The following is a 22,070-nucleotide window of genomic DNA, read 5'->3' on the forward strand; positions in this document are numbered from 1 at the left end:
CACCAAAAATCGTTGCGAACGTCAGCTATGACAATGATCTTAGCAGATTCTATCGAATTTTAAAAATGAAAACATTGTGAACAAGCGTATTTTTAGCTTGCAATGTGCTCTTTTCCTTTCATTGCCAATCTCGATCATATTTTTTCATGAAAAAACCGCCGGGCTGTCATCCGGCGGCTTTTCTATTTATGATTATGCGTGAATGTTGACAAGTGGTCTTAACGCATCTAACCATTTTTCGAATTGTGGAATGTCCATTTGCTGCGCTGAATCAGATAGGGCAACAGATGGATCTGGATGCACTTCTGCCATCACACCGTCTGCTCCAATCGCAAGAGCTGCTTTAGCTGTTGGAAGAAGTAGATCTCTGCGTCCTGTTGAGTGTGTCACGTCAACAAAGACTGGTAAATGTGTCTCTTGTTTCAAGATTGGCACAGCCGAGATATCTAGTGTATTTCTTGTGGCTGTTTCGTATGTGCGGATGCCTCGCTCGCAAAGGATGATTTGGTCATTTCCTTGTGCGATGATGTATTCAGCTGCATTGATGAATTCTGAAATTGTTGCTGCTAAACCGCGTTTTAAAAGAACTGGTTTGTTCACTGATCCAGCTTCTTTTAAAAGCTCGAAGTTCTGCATGTTACGTGCTCCAATTTGGATGACATCGATATGCTCAATCGCTTCTTCAATATGAGCAGGATTCACGATTTCACTAATAACTGCAAGACCGTATTCATCTGCTACACGTTTTAGAATTTTTAGACCGTCTACGCCAAGTCCTTGGAAGTCGTATGGACTTGTGCGAGGCTTAAATGCGCCACCACGAAGAAGTTTTAGTCCCTGCTGTTTCGCTGCTGCCGCTACTTCTGCAACTTGCTCGTAGCTTTCAACGGCACATGGCCCAACGATGAAACGTTGTTTTCCGTCACCGATCGCTTCTCCATTGATATTTACAATTGTATTTTCAGGTTTTTTCTTACGAGAAACAAGAAGTGCTTTGCTGTGGTCATCTTCTTGAAGCTCTAAACCTGCTTTGAAAATTTCTTTGAAAATATGTTGAATCGTTGAATTTTCAAATGGGCCATCATTTTCTTCAAGAATTTGATTAAGCATTGTGCGCTCTCTGACAGGGTCATAACGGTTGACACCTTGCGCTTCTTTAGCCTTTCCAATTTCTTTTACAATGTTTCCTCTTTCATTGATCAGTTTTAAGATTTGAAGATTTAGTTCATCTGCTTGCTGTCTCAATTGTTCCAATTCATTGTTGCTCATTTTTGTCATCCTTTCCTCTGCCCGCTCTCGCTTTTTATTTTTGATCTCTTATAATAGGGTTTATTATAAACAAAGATTTCGGAATTGTCACGAAAAAATTCTTTATTACCCAAACGCTTTTAAGCGATAAAGTATTATGTGTAAGATTATAGCATACTTTTGATGCAAGTAAACCTTTTTTATAAAAAAAACGTCAGCAATCGCTGACGTTTTTCTACATGTTATGTTCAAGCGCTTCTTTTGTAATGCTTGAGTGAGAAGCATGCCACTTTACTTTGCCACCGCTAAAGATGAGTGCCTGTGGGCTTTCGTGCTTGATCCCTGACTTTTCAGTCACATAGGATGAAAGCTCTCTTGTGTTTTGAATTTGCAAGAAATAAGCAGGAACATCCTCATGTTCTGACGCAAACGCTTCAAACTCTTGAAAAGCAGCTTGGCTGATTGGACATGTCAAACTGTGCTTAAAAAAGACAAAGGTTCCGTCTTGATTCGTTAGTTGATCAAACTGTTCTTCTGTTTCTATGAGTTGTTTAGACATGATGTGCTCCTTCCTAACTTAAGCAGCGAGTTAGCCTTTCGTAGATTGTTCTACTTTTTCTTTGACATCTTTGATGCCGTCTTCAATGTCTGCTTTTGCTTCTTGTGCTCTTACTTTTGCTTCATCTGCTACATCTGAAGCTTCATCCGCTATATTTGCTGCAGCATCTTCTGCTTCGCTTTTTACTTGTTTAGCTTTTCCAGCTGTACGATCTTTTATGTCTTTTACTTTGTCTAAAATCTGGTTTGACTGCTCTGCTACGAGCTGAGACAATTCAGATGTTTTGTCTTTCGCAATCGTCACATATTCAGTGCCTTTTTCCTTTGCATCTGTTGTAAGACGATCTGTTTTTTCTTTTAGGGCATTCGCTTGGGTGTTCAAATCATCGCGAAGCTCTTTCCCTGACTTTGGTGCTAAAAATAATGCCGTTGTTGCACCGATAATGCCACCGATAAGTGTTCCGATCAAAAAGTCTTTGCTATTGATTCCGTCTTTGCTCATGATTATTCCTCCTATGCGAAAATGGTTGTTTATTGTTGTTTACGCTGTTTCCATTTTTTATAGATTTCAAGTGCTGCGTTACTCCAGCTTACCACATCCGTGACTTTCTCTTGATTTCGTTCAACGGATGAAGAAACCGCACCAGCTGCCTGCTTTATGCTTGTATTAAATTGGTTGATCGAGCCACCAATTCCCTGCACCGCATCCACAACTGTGTTAAGTTTTGCCGATTTGTCTTGAATATCTTCAGCAAGCTGATTGGTCTTATGTAGCAACTGTGCTGTCTCTGTGGTGATGCCTTGCATCTGTCCTTCAAGACCTTCTAAAGTTGATGCGACATTCTTTAATGTCAGCTGTAAGGATTTCAATGTTTTGGACAAGTAGATGACAAGAATGAGGAAAGCGATTGCGATGAGTGCAACGCTTAAATAGAGAATAATAATCATCTGATACCTCCTTTGCTGCGGGCATATTCAATTCAATACCCTCTCGTTGTATCATTCAAACATCGCCTAGAATGACCGATTGAATAATAATTCTACACTTATTCGCCAATTCCTGTCCACAGCGAACGAAAAAAAGCGGCACATCTTGTCACATTTAGCCCCTTTGTCACATTTTATTCAAAATAAAAAAGCGCCGATTGAATCGGCACTTTTTGACAGGCAATTATACTGCGACTTTCTCATAAGCACGAAGATACTTTTGAATATCTCCTGCTCCCATAAAGACCAAGATCGCATTTTCATGTGCTTTCAGCACAGATGTCTCTTCTTCTTCAATCAATTGGGCTTGCGGAATTTTTTCCCGCAAATCTTCAATGCTTAGTTTCCCAATGTTTTCACGAGCTGAGCCGAAAATATCACAGAGGTATACATAGTCTGCTTTTTTCAGACTGTCCGCAAATTCACTTAAAAATTGCTGTGTACGAGTGAAAGTGTGCGGCTGGAAGACTGCCACAATATCACGGTCTGGATACTTTTGGCGAGCTGCTTCGATCGTGACTTCAATTTCAGTCGGATGGTGCGCATAGTCGTCAATTAAGACTTGTTCACCGACTACTTTTTCATTAAAGCGTCGTTTCACACCGCCAAATGTCGTTAAAGCACCTTTGATGAGCTCTACATCAATGGCCTCATAGTGGCATAATGCAATAACCGCTAATGAGTTAAGGACATTGTGGTTTCCGTAAGCAGGAATGTAGAAGGTATCATAAAACGTATTACGTACAAATACATCAAATGTGGTGCCTTCTGTGTTTTTCACAACATTTCGTGCTTGGAAATCATTTTCTTCATTGAATCCGTAGTACACAACAGGTACTTTTGCTTGGATCTTGAGCAGATGCTCGTCATCACCGCAGGCGATAATGGCTTTTTTCACTTGAAGTGCCATGTTTTGAAACGCATCGAACACGTCATCAATATCCGTGAAATAATCAGGGTGATCAAAATCAATATTGGTCATGATCGCATAGTCTGGATGGTAGCTGAGGAAATGTCTGCGGTATTCGCACGCTTCAAATACAAAATACTCGCTGTTTTCTTTCCCCATTCCAGATCCATCACCGATTAAGTAGGAAGTTGGTTTTGCCGCTTGCATCACATGTGCAAGCAGACCTGTTGTCGATGTTTTACCATGAGCACCAGTAATTGCAACGTTTGTGAATGAATCCATGTATTCTCCAAGAAATTTATGATAACGAATGACAGGAATCCCTTCAGAAAGAGCACGCTCAATCTCAGGGTGTGTATCTGGGAATGCATTTCCTGCAATCACCGTCATCCCTGGCTGAATATTATCTGGGTCAAATGGAAGAATTTTAATATTTCGTTCTTCTAATGCTTTTTGTGTAAAGATATGTTTTTCGATATCCGATCCTTGGACAGTATACCCAGTATCATGAAGAATTTGGGCCAGTGGACTCATACCTGTCCCTTTTATTCCAACAAAATGATAAACAGTCATAATTGTACCTCCAACAAACGTCTATCTGACTTACAGTATATGACGCTCATTTCAATTTGCAACTTGTGATTTTTGTCTCTAGCTGATCACAAATCGCAGCTCCAAATAAAGATTTTTTTCCGATCTTCCTATTCTAATCAATATTAACTATGATTAGTATCCGACAACTTTCCCATTTCTAACACCTGCTTTCGCTCATTTTCGTTAAAAAGCGTTCAGACAGGCATGCGAAAAGCGTCCAATTCAAAAATTGCACCTATGTGCTATCATACCATGTTTATCAAAAAAATGAAGTGGTTTGTTTAGATCAATTGTTCTAAATCACTCAGTGTCATGAGGACCTCTCTTGGCTTACTGCCTTTTGCACCAGAGATCATTCCTTCACGTTCCATCATATCAATCAATCTCGCTGCTCGATTGTAGCCAATTCTAAATCTTCTTTGCAAACTGGATGTACTTGCACTATTTTGCTCGATGGCGAACCTGCATGCGTCCATAAACAATTCATCTTCGTCTGTAATGGCAGAGCCTTGGAGCATCAATTCTTCCTGTTCAAAAAGGAACACAGGTTTGCGCTGTTTTCTCACATGCGCTACCACTTCATCAATCTCTCGATCTGATACAAAGTTCCCTTGCAGCCTTGTCGGTTTGCCAGAGCCATTTTCTAAGAACAGCATGTCTCCTTTTCCGAGAAGTTTTTCAGCACCTGCCATATCAATAATGGTTCTTGAATCCACTTGGCTTGAAACAGAGAAAGCAATTCTTGTTGGGATGTTTGCTTTAATGAGGCCTGTAATGACATCAACAGAAGGTCTCTGCGTCGCAATGAGTAAGTGAATCCCGCATGCTCTTGCTTTTTGGGCAATTCGGCAAATGCTTTCTTCGACTTCATTTGGTGCGACCATCATTAAATCAGCCAACTCATCAATGACAACGACGAGATATGGTAGTTTTTCACCCATTTGTTTTTCTTTCACCAGTTCGTTAAATCGTTTGATTTCTCTCACACCAGAGTGTGCAAACAGTTCATAGCGTCTTTCCATTTCATCTACTACCCATTTCAAAGCAGCTGTTGCTGTCTTGGCATCAGTAATAACTGGGCTCACAAGATGCGGAATGTGATTATACGGCGCCAGTTCGACCATTTTAGGGTCGATTAACAGCATTTTCACTTCATCAGGTGAAGCTTTAAACATCAGGCTTACGAGAATGGTATTAATACAGACACTTTTCCCTGAACCTGTTGCTCCGGCAATTAAGCCGTGCGGCATTTTTTGCAAATCAACCACAACGGGCTGACCGGAAATATCCAATCCGAGCGCTGCCGTTAATGGAGATGGGTTGTCTCTAAAAGCACTGCTTCTGATCATTTCTCTTAAGAAAACCATTTTGCTGTGAAGGTTCGGCACTTCGATTCCAATCGTGTTCTTCCCAGGAATCGGCGCTTCGATGCGAATATCTTTTGCAGACAAACTGAGTTTGATATCATCTGACAGGTTTGTAATTTTGTTCACTTTCACGCCTGGTTCAGGATGCACTTCAAATCTTGTAACAGAAGGACCTTGCGTCACATGAACAACACTTGCTCTGACATTGAAATTTTTCAGTGTGGCATTGAGCAGTTCTGCCCGTTCTTTCACCCATGTTCCGTCCTCTTCTTTTTGTGCTGGCGGAACGTCTAGAAGGGCTAAACTCGGAAATACATATCCTTGTGCATCTGCCGTTTTCTTCTGTCCTTGCACGCGCTGATCACTTTTTAACATCATGACGTTAAAAGGAACGGTGGAGGTTTGACCGTTTGAGCGCTTTGGCTGTGGAGAAGACGGTTTTGGTTCTTCACGTTTTATTTCAGGCGTTTCTTCAGGTGTTTCCTCAAGCTCTTCTGCCATATCCCCGGCGATCTCTGCTTGTCCAGAGTCAGCAAATTCATCTGATGCTTCTTCAACTGGCATGACTTCATCATCTGTTAATTTTTCTTCCGGCAGAGAATCATCATCTTGCGAATCTTGTAAGATCAACGGTTCTTCTTGTTCAAATGCTGCCGTTGACACGTCTGCTTGACTTTCTTCTATCCATGCAGCCTCTGTTGTTTCCTCCGCAGCCTCTACTTCATTCTCTTCCAGCATCGCAGTTTCTTCTACTGGGCTTTCTATCTCCATGTCGAGTGCTGGTGATGCGCTTAAAGCTGTTTCAAATGTAAAGCTCTCTTTTTTCTCAGCATCATCTTCAAGCGGAATCATCGGCTCTTCTTGTTCAACGGTGACTGCCTGTTCTTGCTCCATCTCTAGAGGCTCTTTAGATGCTTCAGCTTGCTCCATATGTAAGGAAGCTTCTCGATCGTCTTTGGTCTGTGACAAAGCTTGATCTTGATCCTCTGTCTCACTGAAAGGCTCGTCATATAAACGTTCCATCGTTGATTGAACGTGATCTTGATAAGCGAGTTCCTCTTGCAAAGTAAGCGGCGTCGTGACAGGTTGCTTCTCTACTTGTTCTGCTCTTTGGGCTGACATCATGTCTTCCATACGTTGTTCTTTTCGTATAGACGGGATGTTCATTTGCTGTCTTACATTCCGTTCACGCTCTGCTTCTTCTGATAACAGTGTGACACGCTGTGACGTTTCTTCTGCCGATTTCATTTTGACAGAAGATGTGTCTTCTTTGGCTGCTGCATGTTTTGGACGCATATCCTGGTGGTAGCCATAGATGGGTGAAGGGATTTGCTCTGGTTTAAAAGGCTTTTTATTGAGATCAGGCTGCACCGTTTGTTTTGGCTGATAGGTCGCCTGCTTTGCCTTTGGCTGACTTGGCCGCGTGCGCCTTCTTTCTTGTTGCTTTGCTGCCTCACGTGCAGGTTCATCTGGAACGAGAGGAAAGCGGAAATTGCCTTTTGGATATTCATAATACACTTTCGTATCTTCAACTTTTTTATATTCTTTATGTTGTTCAACAGCTGGCTGCTTTGGTGCAATCGGACCTGTTTCAGGCCTCTCAGCTTTTTCTTCTTTTTTTTCTTCTCCTAAAAATACACTAAAAAATTTATCTAACCAACTCATCATTTATCACTCACTTTAACTCCCCTTACGTTTTCTTGGGCGATTTTTAGTATACCATTGCTTTTTCATGCAGAAAAGCGAGAAAAGTGCTACGCTTTGCTGTTCATGCTGTCTGTAGATGAAAAAAAGTCACTAAGTACGTACTTAGTGACTTTTGGTATAACACATTCTTCGCTCATTTGTACCCGTTTATGGGAGGTTACGCTTCAAATGGTTCGCCAGCTTGGTGGCTTCCTTCTAGAACAAGGATCCCTTTTTCAGCAGGCGCATTCGGAAGATCTAATTCTTTTGCAGAACAAATCATTCCGCTTGAAGGAACACCTCTTAATTCAGCATCTTTGATCACCAAACCGCTCGGCATCACAGCACCGACCTTCGCAACCACAACATATTGACCTTGATCAACGTTTGGTGCACCGCACACGATTTGTAAGGTTTCATCGCCAACATCTACTTGGCAAATGTTCAGTTTATCTGCATTTGGATGTTTTTCTTTTCCCTTCACATAACCGACCACAAACTTAGGTGATAGATCCACTGTTAATGTTTCACTGACACCGTTGCGGTTTAAAATTTCATTGATATCTTGAACAAGCGTTTCAGAAAGCGGTACAGATCCGTTTTCTTCAATTTTCATGTAAGTAGATGCATTGAAAATATTAAAACCTGTTGTTTCTTTTGTGTCTTGATTGAAGATTCTTACGACATCTCCAAACGTTTCATGACCTACTTCTTCTCTTGTTACATCTTTCAATGAAATAAGGAGTGTGTCGCCGACACCTTCTGCATTATAAAAAACGTTCATTCTTCAAAATTCCCTTCTACTGCTGTTTTGGTCTGCTTTTTGCAAGAATAAAGATCGGTTCAAGCTTGCCTTCGTCATATAAAAATGACAAGGCAGTAATCGGAACCGTGCCGCTAGCGAAGAAGCTCATCGACATTTGCCCTAAAATATCATAGCCTGATTCATTGCGTACATCTGCAATGATGAACACATCTTGATGGGGAACGGAAATGGCCATTTGCCCCTCTACTTTTTGCGCGTATTCTTGTAAAATCGATTCATTTAAAATTCTGCTTGCATCGTACCCGTCGTTTGCACGGAAGAAATAAAAACGGTTGCCCGCCACTTCATCCATTTTCACGACAGTCTTTAGTGAACGGACGTTAAAACTTGCGGTTTCTCTGATTCGTTCTTTTGTCCAGTTTTCCTTTTGCAGCATCTTCTCGTCAATTAATCTGTAGGTGCTTCCAAGGTCAAGTGCATAGTAGATTCTTGTCTCTGCTGTATGCTCATCAAAAACGAGCGGAATCTCATCACTTGATGTTTCTGGAAAGGACGTTGAACGAATGACCGGATAAATGTGCTTTTCTTTACCTGAGATGTGCTGCGCTTCACCTTTCATAGCGCTGAGCGCCTCTTTCACATAATAAACAATCTCATCCAGTGTTTCATCAGGCTTTACTTCCCACTTTGCAATAATCGGCGGGAGCTCAAGCGTGATGCCCTTTCCTGTATGTTTATCTTCCACACGAAGCGTATCTTTTTCCCTGTCGAACTGGTGTATCCAGTTGTCGTTCGTCAGACGGCTTTTCAATTGATTGGCAAGCTGTCTTGATGTCATTTTCGCCATGATAAGACTCTCCTTTCGTTATTTAGAAAGAGAATCTGTTAAAAATGCTTCAATCTCTTCCTTTGTCTTACGATCTTTGCTGACAAAACGGTTGATCTCTTGTCCGTTTTTAAAGACTAAAAAGCTTGGAATTCCGTAAATTTCCCACTCTGCACAAGTGTCGATGAACTGATCTCTATCCACATAGAAGTATTCAAATTCTGGATAGTTTGCTTCAAGCTCTGGCAAAAACGGCTCAATAAATGTGCAGTCCGGGCACCAGTCAGCTGAAAATAGTAATACGGTTAAGTCTTCTTGAATCACTTTTTGTAATTCTTCGTTTGATTCAATTTTTTTCATGTTTGATTCCTCCAGTTTGTATACTTAAATCTCCGAATTGTATATAGCCTTTCTTTCTCATCCATTCTGATACTACCAAACTAATCACTGCCGGGCCAACGATATGCAAGAGAGCAATAGCGAGGAAAACGGAAGGATGAAATCCCATGACTGTGAGTGTCATGAGCTGGCCGACAAGTCCGCTAGTTCCCATACCCGCTCCTGCCGCATTATTGACCATCCCAAAGCCAATGATACCAATTGGTGCAAGAATCAGTCCTGCAATCGTCGGCGGAATGAGAATGAGCGGATTTTTCACAATGTTCGGCAGCTGTAGTTTTGATGTTCCAATGCCTACCGCAGCAAGACCGCCAAAACGATTTTCCCTAAATCCTGCAGCAGCAAAGCCGACCATCTGCGCGCAGCAGCCAATCGTCGCCGCACCAGCAGCAAGACCGCTTAAATCAAGCATCAGCGCAAGCGCAGCACTTGAAATCGGTGAGCTAAGAGCAAGTCCAACAATGGTTGCAACCAGCATGCCCATGATGAGTGGACTTTGGTCAGTCCCCCATACGATCAGCCTGCCGAGCCCTGTCATCACCGCCTGAATCCCAGGGCCGATGAAAGCAGCGGTGAGAAAACCTGTGATAATGGTCACAAGCGGCGTTAAAATAATATCAATTCTTGTCTCACCACTGATGAGTTTGCCTAATTCCACACCAATAAGAGCAGCCACGAAGCTTCCAGCAGGTCCCCCAAGCTCTGCTCCGGCGGCACCTGAAACAACACTTGCGAAAATAATTAAAGGAGAAGCGTTTAAGCGATAAGCAACCGCTACGCCAATTGCTGGTCCCATCAGCCCCATTGCGAGCGTTCCCATTTCCACGATGAGAGGAAATGATAACAGGCCGCCTGCTGTTTTTAAAATCAGCCCTACCACTAATGTAGCAAATAGACCTAAAGCCATATAAGAGAGTGCATCAATAAAATAGACCTTTGGCGAAAGGGAAATACCCTTTCTTTTTAAATAAGTCATCAACGTCGTCTTCCTGCTTTCTCATAGGAAAGACGAAGAGGCCTGTCCTTCCCATTATATGTAGTCTTCTTACGATGAAAAATAGTCTCTACCATGAATATCATAATCATATTTTTTTTGCTTTATCAAGCACTTCTTGTGTAACATGAAAAGAAACAGGGCAAACCTTTACTAAGTTTGTGCACAAGGAGGAGATTGTTATGCAATTAACGGTTTATTTAGCTGGAGAAATTCATAGCCAGTGGCGCGATGAAATTAAGGAAAAAAGCCAGTCTTTGAAACTACCAGTGACGTTTGTTGGCCCAATGGAGAATCATGACCGATCAGATAACATCGGAGAAGATATTTTAGGCGGGCAGCCAAATGCCATCTTGAAAGACGATGCGGCTTCTGATTTGAACAATTTCCGCACCGAACTATTATTAAATAAGGCAGACGTTGTCATCGCCCGCTTTGGTGAGAAATATAAACAGTGGAACACGGCAATGGATGCTTCTTCTGCCATCGCCAAAGGAAAACCCCTTATTTTAATTCGTCCTAAAGAATTACATCATCCACTAAAGGAACTATCAAACAAAGCAAATATCACTGTCGAAACAGTGAATCAAGCAATTAAGGCATTGTCATACGTGTTTGAACAAGAATAAGAAAAAGGGCTAAAATGAACTTGATTTTAGCCCTTTTTCTTCTTTTCAGCGTGATAGAAAACCTTTGCAGCCCTAGGAAAGTCGAGTACCGGCGCGGAGCGAATTTGACATTCGTGAACACCGGCACGCAGGACTGACACCGAATGCGAGGGTTTGTCTACACGCTGAAGGCTGTGCTCTTAAAAGAGGCAGCCTTTTTCTTATCGTTTACACTTGTTGATAAATCGAATCCACCGTGCTTTGATCACAATTTTTCACAAGACGAACAATTAATTCTTTTGCCGCTGCATAATCATCCACATGCAAGACAGAGTGACTTGTATGAATGTAACGCGCACATACACCAATAACAGCAGACGGTACACCTTGATTTGAGATATGGACACGTCCAGCATCCGTACCGCCTGGCGATACGAAATATTGATATGGAATATTGTTTGTTTCGGCTGTATCGAGGACAAATTCTCTCATGCCTCGGTGCGTAATCATCGTGCGATCATAAATACGAAGAAGTGCACCTTTTCCAAGCTGGCCAAATTGTGATTTGTCTCCCGTCACATCATTTGCGGGACTCGCATCTAGAGCAAAGAACAGATCAGGCTGAATCATATTCGCAGCTACCTCAGCACCTCTCAGCCCTACTTCCTCTTGGACGGTTGCGCCTGAATATAGCTGACATGAAAGAGCTTCGTCTTTTAATTCTTTCAATAATTCAATGGCAAGTCCGCACCCATAGCGGTTATCCCAAGCTTTGGCTAAAATCTTTTTTGGATTGGCCATTGGGGTAAAGACCGTTGCAGGAACGATTTGCTGCCCTGGGCGAACACCAAGCTCTTTCGCTTCTTCTTCACTGTCTGCACCAATATCAATCAGCATATCTGACGGTTTTACTGGTTTGCTTTTTTGTTCTGGTGTCAGAAGGTGAGGAGGTGTGCTCGATACAACGCCCGGAATTGGCCCGTGATCCGTATGAACATCCACACGCTGCGCAAGCATCACTTGACTCCACCAGCCGCCAAGTGTTTGAAAACGAATCATTCCGTTTTTCGTAATGGATGACACCATAAAGCCGACTTCATCCATATGACCAGCCACCATAATCTTCGGCGCGTTCTCTGGGCCTTTGCGGACACCAAACACTCCGCCAAGACGATCCTGTATGAGTTCATCGGAATATTTCTCAAGTTCCTTTTTCATAAAAGCACGCACATGGTGCTCATTACCTGGAGTCCCTTGTAGTTCTGTTAAATTTCGGAAAAGCGACATTGTTTCTTCGTTCATTTGACAGTTACCCTCATTTCTATGTAATGACCATATAAATTCCTATAAAAATAACACTCACTTTATACTATAAGAATTCTTTCGGTTTTCCAAGTATCTCTCCAGAAATTTTGAATATGCTTTCAAGTATTCGGATTTCTTAACATCGCTGGACAAGTTTTGTATAATGGAAAAAACAGCAATACGGAGGTGCAGCACGTTGAAGTTAAAACATGTTCTGATTGGTGCGAGTATTGGCGTAGCCGCTGCAATTGTTGCAAAGAAAGTCTTTTTCCCGACGTATATCTCGTCTGAAAAAGCGTTAAAAATTGTGAAATCCGCTTTTAAACAGCGAGGCCCGATTGATGGCTCTTGGATTTATACTGTACCAGAACCGTATACCGTAAATGGTGAAACGATTGATGTGTACAAATCTGGCATTACACGCTCTGCCTTTGGCGAGCTTGAACAGTATGAAGTCATGATTGATGCAAAAACAGGCATGATCGTTGATGTCATTGATTCTGTTGCTTAATAAGAAAGCTTCGCAAAGACAAGTCCTTGCGAAGCTTTTTTTAGATGGCTTTGATTTTTTTGTATACAGGGTGCCACATGGCGTCTTGCACAGCCTGAATGAGATCATCTGGGGTTTCTTCCGCAATTCCTTCGTCAATCGCTGCTTGTGCCACACGGACAGCCACTGTCGCTGAAACCGTTCTGAGCTGATCAACACTTGGAAGCATCGCAGCACCCGGTTTTCCGACATTGACCATGCTCGCAATCGCTTCAGCACTCGCAACAAACATGCTGTCTGTCATGAGGCGGGCTTTACACACAATCGTTCCAAGACCAAGCCCTGGAAACACAAGGGCATTATTTGCCTGCCCAATTTCATATGTCACACCGCCATATTCAACTGGATCAAACGGGCTTCCCGTTGTGACAAGCGCACGTCCTTCTGTCCACTCAATGAGATCTTCCGGCTTTGCCTCTGAAAGAGGTGTCGGGTTTGACATCGGTAAAATCGCTGGCCGCTCTACATGTGACGCCATTTCTTTCACTATTTCCTCTGTAAATGCCCCACCTACAGTTGAGGTACCAATTAAGATCGTAGGTTTCGCCTGCTTCACGACCTCTAACAAATCAATCGAATGCTTTGGACCATTACGTGCATAATCCTTCACTTCATCAGAACGTCTTGCATACGGCTTTTGGAATGGCTGAATGTCGGGTGAATCATCTGTGAGCAATCCCGTTTTATCAATACACCAGAAATGATCATATGATTCCTCTTCTTTGACACCATCTCTCACGATGGCATCACGAATTTGCTCGGCTATACCAATCCCTGCTGTACCTGCTCCAAAGATCACGATTCGGTGATCTTTCAGCGGAACCTTCGATGCTTTTGCACAAGCCAGAACGGCAGCAAGTGAAACGGCTCCAGTTCCTTGAATATCATCATTAAACGTACAAATACGGTCCTTATATTTTTCCAAAATGGCGCGCGCATTTTTTGTACCGAAGTCTTCCCAGTGAAGAAGTGCATTTGGAAAAGTCGCACGGGCAAGCTCAACATATTGATCAATAAACTGATCATAGCGCTCTCCTCGAACGCGGGAGTGCTGATTTCCCACATAAAGCGGATCATTTAAAAGGCTTTCTTGGTTGGTTCCAGCATCAAGCACCACTGCCAGTACACGGCTAGGATCAATACCTGCTGCGGCTGTATAAACAGCCAGCTTCCCGACTGAAATGGCGATTCCGCCTACACCCCAGTCACCGATGCCTAAAATTCCTTCTGCATCTGTTGCGACAATGAGATCAATTGATTCATCCACTCCGTAAGATGCAAAAATTTCTTCCATTCCTTCTAGGTCATCAATGGATAAATAAATTCCTCTTGGCTTTCTATACTCGTGGCTGTAACGCTGAATCGCTGTTCCTACGGTCGGTGTGTAAACAATCGGCAGCATTTCTGCCAAATGCTCATTTAATAATTTATAAAAGAGCACTTCATTTCTGTCATGAAGCGCAGTTAAATAGACATTTTTCCCAAGTGCGTCTGGCTGTGCTTTGAACTGTTCATATGCACGCTTTGCTTGATCTTCTAGTGTTAACACCTTCGGCGGCAGAAATCCCTTTAACCCAAGCTCTTCCCGCTCTTCCTTTGTAAATGCGACCCCTTTGTTTAAATAAGGGACAGACATGACTTCGATCCCTCTTAACGGTGTCTCGATGACATCACCATGTACACGATAAAATTGATTCACCTGCACTCTTCCTTTCACAAGTTCATTTTGTCGTTATTTTGTGTGAAAGGCGCAAAAACATACAGATGATCTTTTATCTTCCGGTTTCTCTTTTGACCTCATGGGTCATTGCCCCGTCTTCATCCCACTTTACAGCACGGTAGATGGCATCATGATAAAACAAGTACCACGCATTGTTTTCTTCGGCAAATGCCTGCCATTTTTGCTTCGCCGGGATCGAGGTCATTGGATAATCATCGTATGCCAAGACCCAAAGCGGGTTTTTATGAGCGTGTGTCGGCATGATATCCGCTAAATGAATAGCTGTTTCTCCCTGACTTGTGAGCGTTAAGATGCTATGCCCATTGCTATGTCCACCTGTATGATGCAGGCGAATGCCTTCTGTTACTTCGATGCTATCTTCAAATGTCATGACTTGATCGGCAACAGGCTCCCAGTTTTCTTTCCAATATGTATTTCTTGAGCGGATGTTCGGTGCTCTCATTTCGTCCCATTCAATTTTGGACGTGATGATTTTGGCCTGCTGAAAAACAGACACAAGCTCATCGCCTTCACGTTTTGTCAGCCCGCTTGCATGATCAAAATGCAAATGAGTCATTAAGACGTAATCTATATCAGATGGGCGCAAACCGAGAGCCGCAAGTGATTCCTCTATTTTCGTTTCCTCTGTGACGCCATAATTGCGTTTTTGTTTCTCTGTCAGCTTCCCTGACCCGATGCCGGAATCTACTAACAGATGAAGACCGTTCCACCGTATGAGCATTGGATCACACCGTAATTCAATTTGATTTCGATCATTCACAGGGTATTTTTTTGACCATAATGGCTTTGGCACCACGCCAAACATGGCACCGCCATCCATGTGTGTATCTCCCCCATTTAACCAGAACAGTTCCATTTCACCTATTTTCATTGTCTCCATTGCTGTCATCCCTCCTTATTCTATCGTAGCAAATACAAAGGAAAATCGCATGTGCTAATCTTTTTATCAAAAAAAGCTGACCGCAATCGTTCGTTGCAGCCAGCTTTGTTCGCTTGTTATTCAGGGAATTTTACTTCTGATCGATAGATCGGTTGTCCCATGGAAGAGAATTTCTCTTCATATTCTGTCATGACATTTCCTTCGAGACCATCCTCATGTAAATCAAGGCTCACATATGTTAAAAGGAGTCCGTAAGACGAAAAACTTTTCAAGGAATATTCAAATAGTCCGCGGTTATCGGTTTTGAAATGTAATTCACCGCCTGGACGGAGGATCTGTTCATATCGCTTTAAAAAGGCTTTAAACGTCAACCTACGTTTTTCATGCCTTGATTTTGGCCACGGATCAGAGAAGTTCAAATACACCCGATCAATCTCATTTTCCGCAAAGACATCTGTCAGTGTCTCTGCGTTGATGTTTAGAAGCTTTACGTTTTCTACATCTGTTTCTTTGATTTTATCGACTGCCGTCACAATGACACTTTTAAATAATTCAATGCCGATATAGTTTATCTCAGGATGAAGCTTGCCCATTCCGGCAATAAAGCTCCCTTTTCCTGTACCGACTTCTATATGGATTGGATGATCATTTCCAAACAGCTCATGCCATTTCCCTTTGTATTGTTCAGGGTTGGCTAAAGCAATATGAGCATTTTCAGCTAAGTAATCATCCGCCCATGGTTTATGTCGCATTCTCAATTTGATACACCTCTATTTTCTTTACATTTTATCAAGATACCATGAAACATAAAGAGCCGCAAGACAGCATCTTATCCGCACATATGAAAAAGACCAGCTGCTAATTGGGCTGGTCTGCTTCATGTATAAAATCAAAGCTGAATGCACAGTTTAACCACATAAATGACACGCCCTGAAAGGAGCATACGTATGGGATTAAACCGCCAACATCAGCTTCAATTAATCAAAGATATTTTAACTGATCACCAGCTGGATTGCTGCGGGACTGTTGCAGAATATGAACAGGTGGGACGCGTGATTCAATTAATGCTGGCAAAAGAAGATTTGGATGCTGACGTTCGTCAGCTGCTAACAGATATTTATGATTACAGCCAAAAAGGTACCTCTGTCAGTTCAATTGATGCACATATCGAAGCGCATCAATCGCATCTATCTGACTGGGTCGAGAACATTCCACTGTCTTAATGGATGTTTAACCGTTTTAAGAGTGCATGTAGCTCGGCTTGCACTTCTTTTTGCGCCTTTTCATTTCCTTTTCTTTTATGCCAAACGACAAACGAGACGGTTTCAGCCAGCACATACCATGCCATGCGTTTTCGCAAGTTGTCGGTCAGCGGAGCACCATACATAGAGAGCCAGCTTTCCCAGTTCTCTTCTTCAACATAATGGTATAAGAGCGGTCCAAGATCAATCGCTGGATCCGCAATCATTGCCCCGTCCCAATCAATTAAATAGAGCTGGTTTTCATCTGTCAGCAGCCAATTATTATGGTTGAGGTCACAATGGCATACGACCTTATCCTCGAAATGAACTGCCTCCACATGTTTCTCTAAATACTGGATGGCGCGCGTGATATCATGTGAGTCAATCTGCTCTTTTAAGATCGATGCCTTGAGATGCATCAAGATCGATGCCGGGTCAAGCGAGTGCTTTTCTAATCGTTTCAGCATATCGAGCAGCTCTTTTGATGTATGAATTTTTCTTAGCTGCTCCGCTACAGGACGGTCATTCATGTCCTTTGGCTTCAGCTCTCTGCCGCTCAGCCAGTGCTGCGCAGTAATGACATCCCCATTTTCCATCCGTTTTGTCCAGACAAGCTTCGGCACAATGCCTTCAGCTGACAAAACCGCAAGAAACGGTGACGTATTGCGTTTTAAAAATAGCTTTTGGTCATTGTGTGTTGCGAAGTACGCATCTCCCGTAGCGCCTCCAGCAGGAGAGATGTGCCATTCGCTACCTAATATTTGTCCCAACCAGTTCATATCAATTTTCAACCCATCATTTCTTAAAATATTTTAAATCATGCTTTTTTAGTCGACAAAATTCAGCCGATTGAGATCAATTGGCTGTTTATTTTTTATTTATATGATCATAAAAACAAAAAGGACAGCTATTGAGAATGAGATGCTAAACAATAGCCGTCCTATAGATTTTATCGCTACCTTCTTATACTCGTCAAGCAAAACTAGAAAATCAGGACAAGAACCTTATGAAAAGGGAAGTCTTTTTTCATGTTTCTTTTGCTCGTGCGCACACTGGCTGCTTCTTAGCCACGTAATTTTAACGATCGCTCACTAGCCTTAACAAACACTGGAGTGGCGCCAATCACTTCTCCATCTGCGTGAAATAGGATTTTTTCATCTGCCTCCAAGTAGGCTTCTTCATGCTGAAAAAGGGTGACTCCCTCCATTACAAGGTGCTTTTTAAAAACCATTGCACTTAAAAATAAGAGGACTTTCAATGGATTCAAATCCGTGACAACGATTGTTTGAAATCCTGATTGCCTCGCACTTGCTTCCGGCGCTGCTTCCAGCCCGCCTCCATAATATGGGTGATTACATACGATCACAAACCACACTTGGCGAAAAACTTTTCTCTCATTTTCAATAAAAAGAGCAAGGTCAAACGGTTTGAAAGACCATAACGAATGTAGAAAGGACAGCGGGTAGATGATAAACCCGAGTTTGAGTCGGTTGAGCCACTTTTTCCCTCTAAAATGGACCGTTCTCTTCAAGACATGCGCATCAAAACCAACACCAATATGATTGAGAAAAAGAACAGATTGCGGACTTTCTGCATGATCTTGAAAGGAACCGAGAGAAAATGTTTTCGTCAGCATCCTCTTTTGTTTTCTCACTTCTTTGATCACATCGTGACGCTGGATGCCCAGCCCCTTCGCAGCATCATTCCAATGACCTGCTGGGACAAAGCTTAGCTGCACATGATCAATTTCTTTTAAACCATTCAGTACTTCATGAAATGTACCGTCACCACCAATGACGATCAACCGTTTCAATCTGTCGTCTTGCATAGCGCTAATCTGTCTCGCCAAAACTTCGGCATGTCCTTCATGCTGGGTAAGAAACGATCTGTATGAGATCTCTACCTTTTGTAATTCTTTCTCTATGCTTCTCCAAGTGCGGAGTCCTTTTCCTTGTCCTGCTGCTGGATTGACGATAAAGTACCATTCATTCATATATTAGCTCCACTCAGGTCTCATTTTTTGGTGACCTTGATATGCCTTTAATCGAGCCATTCCTGCCTTCTTTTGCTGTCTGATTCACCATAAGCGAGCAATGCCTTTGTCGCTTTGAATTGCTGGTGCTTTGTCGGCGCCGTGTTTTTCCGCTGCTTTTCAAACCAATCCTCCGCTTTCTTCTTATCGACAACCTCCATCCCGAATGGAACTTCGGGCAAATCAATATACGAGGTGCGGCTGATGAGGATTTTTTTCACAGGAAGCTCTACACCACTTTGCTGTAAAATTTTTGACACAACAGTTCCAGAGCGCAGAAGGCTTGCACAAGGGTTTAAAACGGATTGAACAGCTTTTCCCGTCGCCCGTTTTTCCCAAAAACGTTCCTTCGATCCAATATATACACTGTCTGGCTCTGCCTCTAAGAATGATAAGCAGATGACTTCAAGCGGTGTAATGAGCACTGGACACAATTCCATCTCAGCTTTTTGAATGAGCAGCACCGGCTTGTACATCACAAAATAAGAATCTGGCAGCTGCCTTGCAAGCATCCGCAGCTTTTCATCATAGCGAATGTGATGGGAGACAGTTGAAATATGAGAGATCGTCGAGCTGGCCCATTTTAACTGAACATCGTAAAGATGATCTTTAAAAAAGTGAATCAGCTTCGTTTCATCGGTAGGAACGTTTGTAAAGACACCTTGTTCTATATCTGTTGGCTCGTTAAAAAGACTCAGGTCCCGTTCCTTTTTCATATCGGCTTCTTTTTGCTTTCTTTTTAAGGAGAATTTCTTTCTCTTTTCTTCCTCTTGTTCAGGTGCTTGCTCGATGGCTTGGTCAGCCTGCTTTTGCACCTGCTCTTTGGAAGCCTTTTTTAACTCGTCCCATCTTTGTTTTTTCAACCGAATAAACTGATTGATGTAATGATGCGGGTCTTGTTCATATCGTGATATATAATCTTGGATTTTAATAATTTGCGCCATCTGCTGCTCACTCCAACCTCTAGAATCATTTATGTAGTGTAAATTGTTTGATCGCGTGATAACGCGGGGTTTCTTTTAGACGGATTTCAAATAAAGCGATACTAGAAACCTCCATCGAATATGGTTCTTTCCGTAAGGGTGCTTGTTCTATATAGGACTGTTCCCTATTCCATTTGCGCGCAATCGTCATATGTGGATGAAAGGGTCTCTTTTCGACAGGATGACCTGCTGTCAAAACGGCTGCTTTCACTTTTTCTCTTAGATCCATCAAAGGCTTACTTTCACTAGGCTTTGCAAAAAAGACTCTCGGGCGCTCCTTTTGGCCAAATATCCCTACTTCATTCAGCTTCAGCGGGAAAGCAGACACCTCATGAGACAGCTGTGCAAGTAGCTCAGATATCTTATTTAAACGGTCCTCTGGAATCGCACCTAAAAACACAAGGGTGACATGATAATCAATGGGTGCTGTCCATTTTTGAAAAGACAGTCCGCTCCTCTTGTCTATATCCGCTTTTATTTGATGCGCAAGTTGTTCAGGGATTGGAATCCCGATAAAATAATGACGGCTTTCGGCCATATTTTCACCTGTCCTTTTTAACAAACTTTACGAATCCCCATTGATGATAGTATAACTAAAGTAATGCGGAATGAGAAGAAAGGGTGTCACATGATGAAGGTTGCACAAAATATAGCTGAATTAATAGGTCATACACCACTTGTAAAATTACAGCGCCTTCAGCCAGAACATGGCGCTGCTATTTATTTAAAACTGGAATCATTTAATCCTAGCGGAAGTGTAAAAGATCGGGCTGCTTACAATATGATCCTTGAGGCAGAAAAACAAGGAAAGCTCACAAAAGGGGCAACGATTATTGAACCAACAAGCGGGAATACAGGAATTGGCTTAGCGATGAACGCTGCTGCAAGAGGCTACAAAGCCATTCTGATCATGCCTGATACGATGACCCAAGAAAGAATCAATATTTTAAAGGCATACGGCGCACAGGTCGTCTTAACCCCAGGGGAGGAAAAAATGCCAGGCTGTATTCGCAAGGCAGAAGAATTAGCTGCTCAAATTCCTAACAGCTTTATTCCCATGCAATTTGACAATGGTGCGAACCCCGATGCTCATAGAGGGACAACAGCTGTAGAAATTATTGATGCAGTGCAACAGATTGGACAGCCGCTTGCCGCTTTTGTCGCAACTGCTGGAACGGGCGGAACCATTACAGGCACTGGAGAGGAACTCAAAAAAGCATTCCCGGAATTGACGATACATGTGGCAGAGCCAAAGGGGTCTCCTGTTTTATCAGGCGGGAAACCTGGCAAACATAAGCTTGTTGGCACAAGTCCAGGATTTATCCCACATATTTTAAACGAACAGGTGTATGATGAGATTGTGCAAGTGAGTGATGAAGATGCTTACGACATCACACGAAAGCTCGCCCGTCTTGAAGGTATTTTAGTCGGTCCATCATCTGGCGCGGCATGCTATGCAGCCATTGAAGCAGCCAAGCAAATGCCAAAGGATCACATTGTCATTTGTATGACAGCAGACACGGGTGAACGTTATTTATCAAGTGATGTGTTTCAAGATTAAAAAAGGAACAGGGCATATGCTCCTGTTCCTTTCAGATTGTTGACAAAGGGCTAAAATGAACTTGATTTTAGCCCTTTGTCATCTTTTCAAAAACCTTTGCAGCCCTAGGAAGGACGAGTACTGGCGCGGAGCGTATTTGACATTCGTGAGCACCGAAGCGCAGGACTGACACCGAATGCGAGGGTTTGTCTACACGCTGAAAGGAACAACTCAGACCGTCTTGACCTCAGTCTGTTCGCCTGTCACAAGTAAAACTTGTTCATCAGTGAGCGGGCATAAAGAGAGCGTATTTTGATCTTTCTCTATGATATGCTGCGCGGCTTCACCTAAATAAGGATTGTTTATATGCGGTACCGGATAGCTGTTGATCTCATTGAATCCTTCAAAGGAAGATAATTCTAGCGCTTTCTCCTGATCATCCATCAGTGAGATGTATTCAATGCTTGGCGCCATGATAATACTCCCCGCGGATTCTCCGATATACAGCTTGCCTTTGCCGATCTCTTCTTTCAATACACGATCGAGCCCGTGCTTTCTTAATTCTTGCAGCAAATAAAAGGTATTGCCGCCAGATACATACATGACATCATTCTTTCCAATGATCTGTGTGATTTCCTGAACCGTTTGCCCGGTCAGCTGAACAGTCTCTACACGCATTTCTAATTGATGAAAGGCTTCTTTTGCTGCATCGACATAGTGCGTGACTTCTTCCACTTCACTGGCTGCCGGAATGAATGTCACACTTTTTCCTTTTAAGGTGTCGCCTGCAAAGTCAGACAAGAGAGAATAGCTGTCTTTGAATGAAGAGCATAAGAACATTTTTTTCACGGTGAA

Annotated in this window: 23 protein-coding genes; 4 read left to right on the forward strand and 19 right to left on the reverse strand. The window is 42.6% G+C overall.

Features of this window, described 5'->3' with window-relative positions; translation table 11 throughout:
• Positions 1-192: 192 nt before the first annotated feature.
• The 10 genes from NST73_RS13855 to NST73_RS13900 all read right to left on the reverse strand — a co-directional run bounded on the left by NST73_RS13855 (position 193) and on the right by NST73_RS13900 (position 10,317).
• Positions 193-1,269: a bifunctional 3-deoxy-7-phosphoheptulonate synthase/chorismate mutase gene (locus NST73_RS13855; protein ID WP_017358315.1), complete on the reverse strand. Its 1,077-nt coding sequence runs from the start codon at positions 1,267-1,269 to the stop codon at positions 193-195.
• A 214-nt stretch (positions 1,270-1,483) separates the two neighbouring features.
• Complete coding sequence (gene ytxJ, locus NST73_RS13860; protein ID WP_007501805.1) at positions 1,484-1,807, reverse strand: bacillithiol system redox-active protein YtxJ; 324 nt, start codon at positions 1,805-1,807, stop codon at positions 1,484-1,486.
• A 30-nt stretch (positions 1,808-1,837) separates the two neighbouring features.
• Positions 1,838-2,308: a YtxH domain-containing protein gene (locus tag NST73_RS13865; RefSeq protein ID WP_041092587.1), complete on the reverse strand. Its 471-nt coding sequence runs from the start codon at positions 2,306-2,308 to the stop codon at positions 1,838-1,840.
• Between the two features lie 29 nt (positions 2,309-2,337).
• Positions 2,338-2,754, reverse strand: a complete 417-nt coding sequence (locus NST73_RS13870) for a DUF948 domain-containing protein (RefSeq protein WP_017367864.1) — start codon at positions 2,752-2,754, stop codon at positions 2,338-2,340.
• A 223-nt stretch (positions 2,755-2,977) separates the two neighbouring features.
• Complete coding sequence (gene murC / locus NST73_RS13875) at positions 2,978-4,276, reverse strand: UDP-N-acetylmuramate--L-alanine ligase (protein ID WP_008343047.1); 1,299 nt, start codon at positions 4,274-4,276, stop codon at positions 2,978-2,980.
• 302 nt (positions 4,277-4,578) lie between these two features.
• A complete protein-coding gene (locus NST73_RS13880; protein ID WP_144680009.1) occupies positions 4,579-7,332 on the reverse strand; it encodes a DNA translocase FtsK in 2,754 nt (917 codons plus the stop codon).
• Positions 7,333-7,528: 196 nt separating this feature from the next.
• Positions 7,529-8,134 (reverse strand): YtpR family tRNA-binding protein, encoded by a 606-nt coding sequence (gene ytpR / locus NST73_RS13885; protein ID WP_058337269.1) that lies wholly within the window; start codon positions 8,132-8,134, stop codon positions 7,529-7,531.
• Positions 8,135-8,150: 16 nt separating this feature from the next.
• Positions 8,151-8,963, reverse strand: coding sequence for a DUF1444 domain-containing protein (locus tag NST73_RS13890; protein WP_096881746.1), 813 nt, complete (start codon positions 8,961-8,963; stop codon positions 8,151-8,153).
• An 18-nt stretch (positions 8,964-8,981) separates the two neighbouring features.
• Entirely contained in the window at positions 8,982-9,302 is a 321-nt protein-coding gene (locus NST73_RS13895; RefSeq protein ID WP_003217665.1) for a thioredoxin family protein, read from the reverse strand.
• On the reverse strand, positions 9,289-10,317 hold the full coding sequence (locus NST73_RS13900) for a PTS sugar transporter subunit IIC (protein WP_019743715.1): 1,029 nt from the start codon (positions 10,315-10,317) through the stop codon (positions 9,289-9,291). The genes NST73_RS13895 and NST73_RS13900 overlap by 14 nt, the downstream gene beginning before the upstream one ends.
• Before the next feature lie 200 nt (positions 10,318-10,517).
• Here NST73_RS13900 and NST73_RS13905 point away from each other — a divergent pair, with 200 nt between their 5' ends.
• Entirely contained in the window at positions 10,518-10,964 is a 447-nt protein-coding gene (locus tag NST73_RS13905) for a YtoQ family protein (RefSeq protein ID WP_007501817.1), read from the forward strand.
• A 207-nt stretch (positions 10,965-11,171) separates the two neighbouring features.
• Here the strand turns inward: NST73_RS13905 and NST73_RS13910 are convergent, their stop codons facing one another.
• Positions 11,172-12,245, reverse strand: a complete 1,074-nt coding sequence (locus NST73_RS13910) for a M42 family metallopeptidase (RefSeq protein ID WP_017358321.1) — start codon at positions 12,243-12,245, stop codon at positions 11,172-11,174.
• A gap of 199 nt (positions 12,246-12,444) precedes the next feature.
• On the opposite strand from NST73_RS13910, the gene NST73_RS13915 reads away from it, so the two are divergent.
• Positions 12,445-12,759 (forward strand): PepSY domain-containing protein, encoded by a 315-nt coding sequence (locus NST73_RS13915; RefSeq protein WP_003217759.1) that lies wholly within the window; start codon positions 12,445-12,447, stop codon positions 12,757-12,759.
• A 40-nt stretch (positions 12,760-12,799) separates the two neighbouring features.
• Here NST73_RS13915 and NST73_RS13920 read toward each other — a convergent pair whose 3' ends face one another.
• The 3 genes from NST73_RS13920 to trmB form a co-directional block, all read right to left on the reverse strand.
• Positions 12,800-14,497 carry an NAD-dependent malic enzyme gene (locus NST73_RS13920; RefSeq protein WP_035391093.1) on the reverse strand — a complete coding sequence of 566 codons (1,698 nt, stop codon included), beginning with the start codon at positions 14,495-14,497 and terminating at the stop codon, positions 12,800-12,802.
• A gap of 73 nt (positions 14,498-14,570) precedes the next feature.
• Positions 14,571-15,419 (reverse strand): MBL fold metallo-hydrolase, encoded by an 849-nt coding sequence (locus NST73_RS13925; RefSeq protein WP_035391091.1) that lies wholly within the window; start codon positions 15,417-15,419, stop codon positions 14,571-14,573.
• Between the two features lie 116 nt (positions 15,420-15,535).
• Entirely contained in the window at positions 15,536-16,177 is a 642-nt protein-coding gene (gene trmB / locus NST73_RS13930) for a tRNA (guanosine(46)-N7)-methyltransferase TrmB (RefSeq protein WP_025207815.1), read from the reverse strand.
• 189 nt (positions 16,178-16,366) lie between these two features.
• Here trmB and NST73_RS13935 point away from each other — a divergent pair, with 189 nt between their 5' ends.
• Entirely contained in the window at positions 16,367-16,642 is a 276-nt protein-coding gene (locus tag NST73_RS13935) for a YtzH-like family protein (protein ID WP_024719286.1), read from the forward strand.
• On the opposite strand, the gene NST73_RS13940 is transcribed toward NST73_RS13935, so the two are convergent.
• The 4 genes from NST73_RS13940 to thpR all read right to left on the reverse strand — a co-directional run bounded on the left by NST73_RS13940 (position 16,639) and on the right by thpR (position 20,213).
• Positions 16,639-17,439, reverse strand: a complete 801-nt coding sequence (locus NST73_RS13940) for a phosphotransferase family protein (RefSeq protein WP_025207816.1) — start codon at positions 17,437-17,439, stop codon at positions 16,639-16,641. The genes NST73_RS13935 and NST73_RS13940 overlap by 4 nt on opposite strands.
• 284 nt (positions 17,440-17,723) lie before the next feature.
• Positions 17,724-18,653 carry a YegS/Rv2252/BmrU family lipid kinase gene (locus tag NST73_RS13945; protein WP_007501831.1) on the reverse strand — a complete coding sequence of 310 codons (930 nt, stop codon included), beginning with the start codon at positions 18,651-18,653 and terminating at the stop codon, positions 17,724-17,726.
• Positions 18,654-18,700: 47 nt separating this feature from the next.
• A complete protein-coding gene (locus NST73_RS13950; protein WP_024719289.1) occupies positions 18,701-19,636 on the reverse strand; it encodes a hypothetical protein in 936 nt (311 codons plus the stop codon).
• 25 nt (positions 19,637-19,661) lie between these two features.
• Positions 19,662-20,213, reverse strand: coding sequence for an RNA 2',3'-cyclic phosphodiesterase (gene thpR, locus NST73_RS13955; RefSeq protein WP_045034206.1), 552 nt, complete (start codon positions 20,211-20,213; stop codon positions 19,662-19,664).
• A 90-nt stretch (positions 20,214-20,303) separates the two neighbouring features.
• On the opposite strand from thpR, the gene cysK reads away from it, so the two are divergent.
• Positions 20,304-21,236: a cysteine synthase A gene (cysK, locus tag NST73_RS13960; RefSeq protein WP_161630746.1), complete on the forward strand. Its 933-nt coding sequence runs from the start codon at positions 20,304-20,306 to the stop codon at positions 21,234-21,236.
• Between the two features lie 210 nt (positions 21,237-21,446).
• Here the strand turns inward: cysK and NST73_RS13965 are convergent, their stop codons facing one another.
• The gene (locus tag NST73_RS13965; protein ID WP_041093424.1) at positions 21,447-22,064 is read right to left on the reverse strand and encodes a Type 1 glutamine amidotransferase-like domain-containing protein; all 618 of its coding nucleotides are present in this window, start codon (positions 22,062-22,064) and stop codon (positions 21,447-21,449) included.
• Between the last annotated feature and the right edge of the window lie 6 nt (positions 22,065-22,070).

Source organism: Bacillus sp. FSL W7-1034, assembly GCF_038593365.1.
In the GTDB taxonomy this organism is placed as follows: domain Bacteria; phylum Bacillota; class Bacilli; order Bacillales; family Bacillaceae; genus Bacillus; species Bacillus altitudinis.

Excerpts from the sequence above, each read along its gene's own strand:
- NST73_RS13855 (WP_017358315.1), bottom strand. The coding sequence starts at position 1,269 with ATGAGCAACAATGAATTGGAACAATTGAGACAGCAAGCAGATGAACTA.
- ytxJ (WP_007501805.1), bottom strand. The coding sequence starts at position 1,807 with ATGTCTAAACAACTCATAGAAACAGAAGAACAGTTTGATCAACTAACG.
- NST73_RS13865 (WP_041092587.1), bottom strand. The coding sequence starts at position 2,308 with ATGAGCAAAGACGGAATCAATAGCAAAGACTTTTTGATCGGAACACTT.
- NST73_RS13870 (WP_017367864.1), bottom strand. The coding sequence starts at position 2,754 with ATGATTATTATTCTCTATTTAAGCGTTGCACTCATCGCAATCGCTTTC.
- murC (WP_008343047.1), bottom strand. The coding sequence starts at position 4,276 with ATGACTGTTTATCATTTTGTTGGAATAAAAGGGACAGGTATGAGTCCA.
- NST73_RS13880 (WP_144680009.1), bottom strand. The coding sequence starts at position 7,332 with ATGATGAGTTGGTTAGATAAATTTTTTAGTGTATTTTTAGGAGAAGAA.
- ytpR (WP_058337269.1), bottom strand. The coding sequence starts at position 8,134 with ATGAACGTTTTTTATAATGCAGAAGGTGTCGGCGACACACTCCTTATT.
- NST73_RS13890 (WP_096881746.1), bottom strand. The coding sequence starts at position 8,963 with ATGGCGAAAATGACATCAAGACAGCTTGCCAATCAATTGAAAAGCCGT.
- NST73_RS13895 (WP_003217665.1), bottom strand. The coding sequence starts at position 9,302 with ATGAAAAAAATTGAATCAAACGAAGAATTACAAAAAGTGATTCAAGAA.
- NST73_RS13900 (WP_019743715.1), bottom strand. The coding sequence starts at position 10,317 with ATGACTTATTTAAAAAGAAAGGGTATTTCCCTTTCGCCAAAGGTCTAT.
- NST73_RS13905 (WP_007501817.1), top strand. The coding sequence starts at position 10,518 with ATGCAATTAACGGTTTATTTAGCTGGAGAAATTCATAGCCAGTGGCGC.
- NST73_RS13910 (WP_017358321.1), bottom strand. The coding sequence starts at position 12,245 with ATGAACGAAGAAACAATGTCGCTTTTCCGAAATTTAACAGAACTACAA.
- NST73_RS13925 (WP_035391091.1), bottom strand. The coding sequence starts at position 15,419 with ATGGAGACAATGAAAATAGGTGAAATGGAACTGTTCTGGTTAAATGGG.
- NST73_RS13935 (WP_024719286.1), top strand. The coding sequence starts at position 16,367 with ATGGGATTAAACCGCCAACATCAGCTTCAATTAATCAAAGATATTTTA.
- NST73_RS13940 (WP_025207816.1), bottom strand. The coding sequence starts at position 17,439 with ATGAACTGGTTGGGACAAATATTAGGTAGCGAATGGCACATCTCTCCT.
- NST73_RS13945 (WP_007501831.1), bottom strand. The coding sequence starts at position 18,653 with ATGAATGAATGGTACTTTATCGTCAATCCAGCAGCAGGACAAGGAAAA.
- NST73_RS13950 (WP_024719289.1), bottom strand. The coding sequence starts at position 19,636 with ATGGCGCAAATTATTAAAATCCAAGATTATATATCACGATATGAACAA.
- thpR (WP_045034206.1), bottom strand. The coding sequence starts at position 20,213 with ATGGCCGAAAGCCGTCATTATTTTATCGGGATTCCAATCCCTGAACAA.
- cysK (WP_161630746.1), top strand. The coding sequence starts at position 20,304 with ATGATGAAGGTTGCACAAAATATAGCTGAATTAATAGGTCATACACCA.